This window comes from Paraburkholderia sp. Ac-20347, assembly GCF_017104805.1.
Taxonomy (GTDB): Bacteria; Pseudomonadota; Gammaproteobacteria; order Burkholderiales; family Burkholderiaceae; genus Paraburkholderia; species Paraburkholderia tropica.
Genome location: NZ_JAAGPN010000109.1, coordinates 21,490 through 27,633 on the forward strand (window position 1 = coordinate 21,490; position 6,144 = coordinate 27,633).

Genomic DNA, 6,144 nt, shown 5'->3' on the forward strand with positions numbered 1-6,144 from the left:
TGACGTGAAATGTGAATCCGCTTGAAGCCAGAAGGAGAAACTCATGTTCCGTTCGTTTTTGACGACGCCCGAAATGTTGCTGCTGCTTTCCGATGAACCCGAGCAGAACGAGGTCGAGACTTTCGAACCGCCACGCGAGCGCGGTTTGTTCGCCCGTCTGCTGCGCTTGACCGGCTGGCGATGAAACGATAGAACGATAAAACGCGTGATGCGTCGTCCGCGTTCACACGCGAACGGCGCATCACTTTACGCTTCAGCCCATCAGAACTGATAACCCACGCGCACCTCGCCCTGTTGCGCCGATGCGTGCGTCGTGTTGATCAGCGCGTCGTAGCTCAGCGACACAGTCAGGTTCTTTCGCGGATGCAGCGTCACGCCCGCGCCCGCCGTGAAATAGCCGCGCGGCAGGCTCGTGCCGGGCGCGGTGAACAGCGTGCCGTCGCTCGCGGCGACGCTCACGGCGCGGTTCGCGTCGAGCAGTTCATGCGCGTAGCCGATGCGCAATTGCGCGTTCACAGGCCGCAGCGCATCGCCGAATGCGCGATCGACCGTCACGCCCACATACGGTTGCAGGCTGCGCACGTTGTCGCTCCCGACGGCCAGATCCTGGCCGCCCGCGCCGCTCTCGCTGAAATCGTTCGCGTGGAAATACGCATAGCGCAGACCCACGCGCGGCGTCACCGTGAAGCTGCCGAGCGTCATCGGCAAACTGGCCTGGCCGCCCACGTTGAATTCCTCGCCCATGTGATCGCCTTCGGCCGTGCCGATCGAGCCGAACGGGCGTTTCTGCGAGAGGAAGTCGAGCCCGAATCCGAGCGTTGCACCGAGATTCAGGGCGCCGAATGCGCGGCCGCCGTAGAGCGCGGCGCGCAGCGTGTCGGTGGTGCCCGAGTCGCCCGTGTTCGATTCGTCGATATCGCTGTGGTCGTAGCCCACCGCGACGCCCGCCATGTACGCGCCGAGTTTCTGTTCGAGGCCCGCGAGGAAACCGTAGCGGTCGGCCTGGAAGCCCGGCGCGCCGCCGGTGCCGCCCACCTTGGTCTGGATACCCGTGGCCGTGATCCAGCCCGCCGGATTGCTGGCGCTGGCCGTCGAACCGTTCGTCGAACCGTTCGTCGCGCCATTCGTCGCTACATTGCCGAGACGGCCGAGCAGCGCCGCGCTTTGCGCCTGGGCAGCGAGAATCGCCGACGTGCCCGTGGCCGTGTAGATGCTCGTGTTGGTCGGCGCGACGACGGTCGTGCCGGTGTTCGTCCCCGAGAGCACGAGTTCGACGTCGTTCGCGCCGTACGTCACCGCCGAAGCGAGCGTGCCGATGTTCGACTGGCCCGCGCTCGTGACGCTGCTGAACGTGCCGCTCACGCCGCCGGTCGCCGAGACGAGCGTGTACGTGTGCGCCGTGTATGTGCCCGGATCGTAGGTGATCGCCAGCACGCCGTTGAGCGTGGCCTTGCCGTTGACCGCGAGTTGCGACGCGGCGCTCGGGCTCACTTCGATGGCGAGCGTCGCGTTCGACGCCTGCGTATAGTTGCCGCCGATCGTGAGCGTGCCGATCGAGCCGCCCGGTTCGACCGTGCCGTCGTTGGTCACGCTGCCCGCCACCGTGCCGTGGCCTCGCAGCGTGCCGGCCGCGTCGACGCTCGCATCGCCGCCGAGCACGGCCGTGGCGTTGTCGATATCGCCCACTTCGAGCAGGCCCGCGTTCACTTCGGTGGTGCCCTTGAATGTGCTGCTGTTGCCGTTGAGGATCAGCGAGCCGCTGCCTTGCTTCACGATCGCGCCGCTGCCGGTGAAGCTGCCGCCATAGGTGCCGTTCGCGTTGGCGAGCGTGAGCGTGCGTGCGCCGAGACTGACTGTTCCGGATCCCGAAATATTTTGCAGCGTGGCGCCGGACGTCGTCGACGAGATATCGAGCGTGCCGTTCGTGGTCACGCCGCTCGACGCTGAGATGCTGCCCGCGCCGGTGAGCGCGAGCGTCGCACCCGTGCCGATGACGGTGCCGCCGCTATAGGTGTTCGCGGCCGTGAGCGTCTCCGCGCCGCCGTTCACGCTCACGCCGCCCGTGCCGCCGATCACGCCGCTGTACGTATCGGCGGCGCTGGAAAGCGTGAGCGTTTTCGCGCCGAGCGCGACCGCGCCGCTGCCCGACAGCGTCGTGATCGACGCGCCTGAAGTCGTGCCCGAGATATCGAGCGTGCCCGCATTGGCCACGCCGCTCGACGCCGCGATGCCGCCGCTGCCCGTGAGCGCCAGCGTCGAGCCGCTCGTGATCGACGTCGCGCCCGTGTAGGTGCTCGCGCCCGAGAGCGTCTGGCTGCCCGTCACCGTGACCGCGCCGCTGCCCGCGACCGTGCCGCCGAAACTACCGCCCGAGAGCGTCACGCCGCTGCTGCCGACCGACACCGTGCCGGTGCCCGAGAGATTGCCGAGCGTGCCTTCCACCTGCAGCGTGCCGTTGTTGACCACGTTCGCGAGAATGATGTCGCCCGAGTCGGAGAGGATCAGCGTCGCGCCCGTCTGGATCAGCGTCGTGCCCGTGTAGGTGCTGACGCCCGTGAGCGTTTGCGTGCCGCTCGCGATGGTGAGGCCGCCCGTGCCCGAAATCGAGCCGCTGAACGTGCCGCTCGCATTGGTCAGCGTGAGCGTCTGGCCGCCGAGGTTGACCGTGCCGCTGCCCGAAAGACTCGCGATCGACGAACCCGACGTCGTGCCGGAAATATCGAGCGTGCCGTTCGCCGTCACGGCCGATTGTGCGAGGCTGCCCGTGCCCGTGCCCGTGCCCGTGCCCGTGCCGGTGAGCGCGAGCGTCGCGCCGCCCGCGATGGTGGTCGCGCCCGCGTAAGTGTTCGTGCCCGAGAGCGAGACCGTGCCCGCGCCGACCGTCACCGCCGAGAAGTTCGAAATCGCGCCGCTGTACGTGAACGCATTGCCCGATCCCGGCGACATCGTCAGCGTGCTGGTGCCGGTGCCGCCGTCCATGTCGCCCGTGACGGAGGCCACGCCGCCGAGGATCTGCACGGCACTGTCGCCGCTCCCGAGGTCGATGGCCTTGCCCGTGTCGTCGGCGCGGATCGTGCCGTAGTTGACGATCGTCGCGTCGTTGCCGCCCGTCGAGACCACGGCCTCCGTCCCACCCGATTCGAGCGTGCCCGCGGCCTCGTTCGTGATCGACACCGTGAACGCGTTGGCCGCGCCCGTGACCGCAATCGCGCCCGCGCTCTGGCCGTATATCAGGCCGCTGTTGTCGATGACCGAATCGGCGTAGATGCCTTGCGTGGCGATGGGGTCGCCCGTGGTCGGATCCTTGTCGACGCCCGCGAGCGTGATGCCGCGCCCGAGGCCCGTGTTGGCGGACCCGTCGATGTCGTTGGTCGCCGAGTTGTAGCCGGCGATGGTCCCCGAGTTGATGATCGTGCCGCCGCCGACGGTCACGCCTTCGCTGGTGTCGCCGTTCGCGTGCAGCGACTGGATCGTGCCGGTGTTCGTGATGTTGACGATGCCGTCGACGTCCACGCCGTCGCCGTCCGCGGTGCGGCCGTTGCCCGTGATCGTGCCGTCGTTCTTGACCGTCACCACTTCGTTCGCGTTGAAGCCGTCGATGTTGATGCCCGAGCCGTCGTCGCCCTGGATCACGCCGCCTTTCGCGTTGGTGACCGAGAGCGTGTACGCGCCGGAGGTGGTCACGTCGGTATTGCCGCCCGTGATGCCGTGACGCGCGCCTTCGATCAGGCCCGTGGCTTCGTTGGTGACGACGACGCCCGTGTTGGTTTGCGCGTCGATGCCGTCGCTGCCGTCGCCGATGGTGGCCGCCGCGTTGTACGCGTAGATCGTGCCGGCGTTGTCGATGGTGCCGTTCACGCCGGGGCGCACGGCGTCGGCTTCGTACGCCTGGATCAGTGCGCCCGTGCCGTTGTAGACCGAGTTCGTGCCGGTGGTGATCGCGTTGAAGTCGATCGCCTGCGCGCCGCCTTCGCTCGCGTTGTACGAAATGATCTTGCCGTAGTTGCTGAGCTTGACGCTGTTGTCGCTGTACTGCATCTGGATCGCGTCGTCGTCGGCGGCCGAGATCGTGCCGTTGTTGACGATCGTGAGCGTGAGCGGGTCCGACTTGTCGCGGATCGCGCGGCCGTCCGTGCCCGTGGCGGCGGTGCCGGTTTCCTCGATCGTGCCGTTGTTCGTGATGGTGCCGGTGCCCTTCACGGCGATCGCGTTGCTGCCGTCGCTCACGTTGAGCGTGACGCCCGCGTTGACGGTGACCGTGCCGTTGGCGGCGAGGTTCTGCGAGCTGGTCGTATCGGTGGAGATCACGACGGTCGTGCTGGCGGCGTGGGCGTGGCCTTGCGCGAGCAGCGCCGTGGCGAGCGCAACGATCTGCGCGATGCGCTGCTTGCGCAGCGTGTGCGACTGAGTATCGACCCATGATGCAGCGGGCGCGGCGTTGCCGATCTTGCGCGACGTTGCGCGGCCCGCGCCGGCGCGCGTGCGGCCGTGCTCGGAGATCGCTTGCATGACGCCCAGCGCGCGGTTGAACACGACACGGTAGAGGTGATTCATCGCAGCCTTTTTCTCGTTCTGTCGACGCCGCGCGTGACGCGTCGCCGTGGTGGACGGGCCAATCCGGGCGTGGCGGCCAGGGCACGAGTCAGGCAGGGGGAAAACACAGGCGGGCAGTCGGCGCAGGCGGCGCCGTCTTTGCACGGGGCGCCGGGGCCGATCCGCTTTTGCGTCTCTGCTGGTCGATGACGTGGCCGTGCAAGCTTCCTTGCAGCCGGAGGCACGGGTTCTCGATACGAAGATATTTCTTGTAAGCACGCGCGGCGTGGCGGCCGGTAAGGCGCGAAAGCCTGGCGCAGCGCGTTGGGGCGCTATTCAGCCACGCGGATGTGACCGATCCGTGACGTAATGTGAAAGGTTGTGATTACAACGTATTACGCGGGAGAAAGTTTCGGGTGCAAGCGGGAAGGATTCGTGACAGCCGCCGCGCCCGTGCGTTGCACACGTGCGGATGAGAGGCGGCTGCGGATTCCGGCTCACGCAAGCGTTTGCGCGTGCCGGATTCGAAGCGGATCGGCCTCGTGGCGAAGCCGATCGATGGAAGAGTCGATGGAAGAGCGCGTCAGCGCGTTACGGCACTACTGCGCCGCGATCACCGCGATTTCGACGAGCAGATGCGGCGCGGCGAGCCGGGCTTCGACGGTCGCGCGCGTGGGCGCTTGACCGGGCGTCACCCACGCGTCCCAGACTTCGTTCATGCCCGCGAAATCGCGGCCGATATCGGCGAGCCAGACTTGCGCCGAGACGAGCCGCGACTTGTCGATGCCCGCCTGGGCGAGAAAGCCGTCGATCTTCGCGAGCACGCTCGCAGTCTGAATCTTGACGTCGACGGTGGGATCGGCGGACGTCTGGCCGCCGACGAAAACGAGACCCGCCGCCTTGACGACGCGGCTCATGCGCTGACTGGTTTCGATGCGGACGATTTCGGTATCGGACATGGGTGCAGTGACTCCTGTGCGCTGTGCGAGCGCGGTTGAATGATGGGGAACGTGCGGGCTAGTGCGCGGCCGCGTGATCCATGGCGGTTGAAGGCGCTTCGTGTGTCTCGCGCCCGAACCGGTCGATGGCGAATGCGTCGAGCGGCACCGAAGGCGCGCCGTCGAGCATGAGTTCGCTCACGACCTGCCCGCAGGCCGGGCCCAGCTGAAATCCGCTGCCGCAATAGCCGAACGAGTAGTAGAGGCCGCTCGCCGTGCGGCTCGCGGAAATCACGGGCAGCGCGTCGTCGGTGAAGGCTTCGACGCCTGCCCACGCGCGGTTGACGCCGAGGTCGCGCAGATGCGGAAACAGATCGACGACGGTCCGCGCGCTTTTCACGAGGCGCATGAAATCGACTTCGCCGTGCCGCCCCGGTAGATCGGCGTGACCGATCAGCTTGCCGCCGATCACGACCGTGCCGTTGTCGAACTGCTTGAACGAGAGCGGCCGTCCGGTCGCACCGAGCGTCGCGCGGCAGAACGGCGCAACGCGCTGCGTGACCATCAGCATCAGTCCTTCGGGATGCACGGGCACGGGCTCGCCCGCCTGGCGCGCGAGTTCGCCCGACCACGCGCCCGCCGCCACCAGCAGCTGGCGCGCCGCGAACGTGCC

General features: G+C 67.5%; 4 protein-coding genes. 1 reads left to right on the forward strand and 3 read right to left on the reverse strand.

The genetic code is table 11. The annotated features are described in order from the left end of the window. The first annotated feature begins 43 nt into the window (after positions 1-43). Complete coding sequence (locus tag G3N97_RS20690; protein WP_205994875.1) at positions 44-184, forward strand: hypothetical protein; 141 nt, start codon at positions 44-46, stop codon at positions 182-184. 77 nt (positions 185-261) lie between these two features. Here the strand turns inward: G3N97_RS20690 and G3N97_RS20695 are convergent, their stop codons facing one another. The 3 genes from G3N97_RS20695 to G3N97_RS20705 form a co-directional block, all read right to left on the reverse strand. After that, the gene (locus tag G3N97_RS20695) at positions 262-4,554 is read right to left on the reverse strand and encodes an autotransporter domain-containing protein (RefSeq protein ID WP_205994876.1); all 4,293 of its coding nucleotides are present in this window, start codon (positions 4,552-4,554) and stop codon (positions 262-264) included. 578 nt (positions 4,555-5,132) lie between these two features. Beyond that, positions 5,133-5,492 carry a RidA family protein gene (locus G3N97_RS20700; protein ID WP_065062483.1) on the reverse strand — a complete coding sequence of 120 codons (360 nt, stop codon included), beginning with the start codon at positions 5,490-5,492 and terminating at the stop codon, positions 5,133-5,135. Between the two features lie 58 nt (positions 5,493-5,550). Then, the coding region (locus tag G3N97_RS20705; protein ID WP_205994877.1) for an FAD-binding oxidoreductase at positions 5,551-6,144 on the reverse strand (594 nt) is incomplete at its 5' end.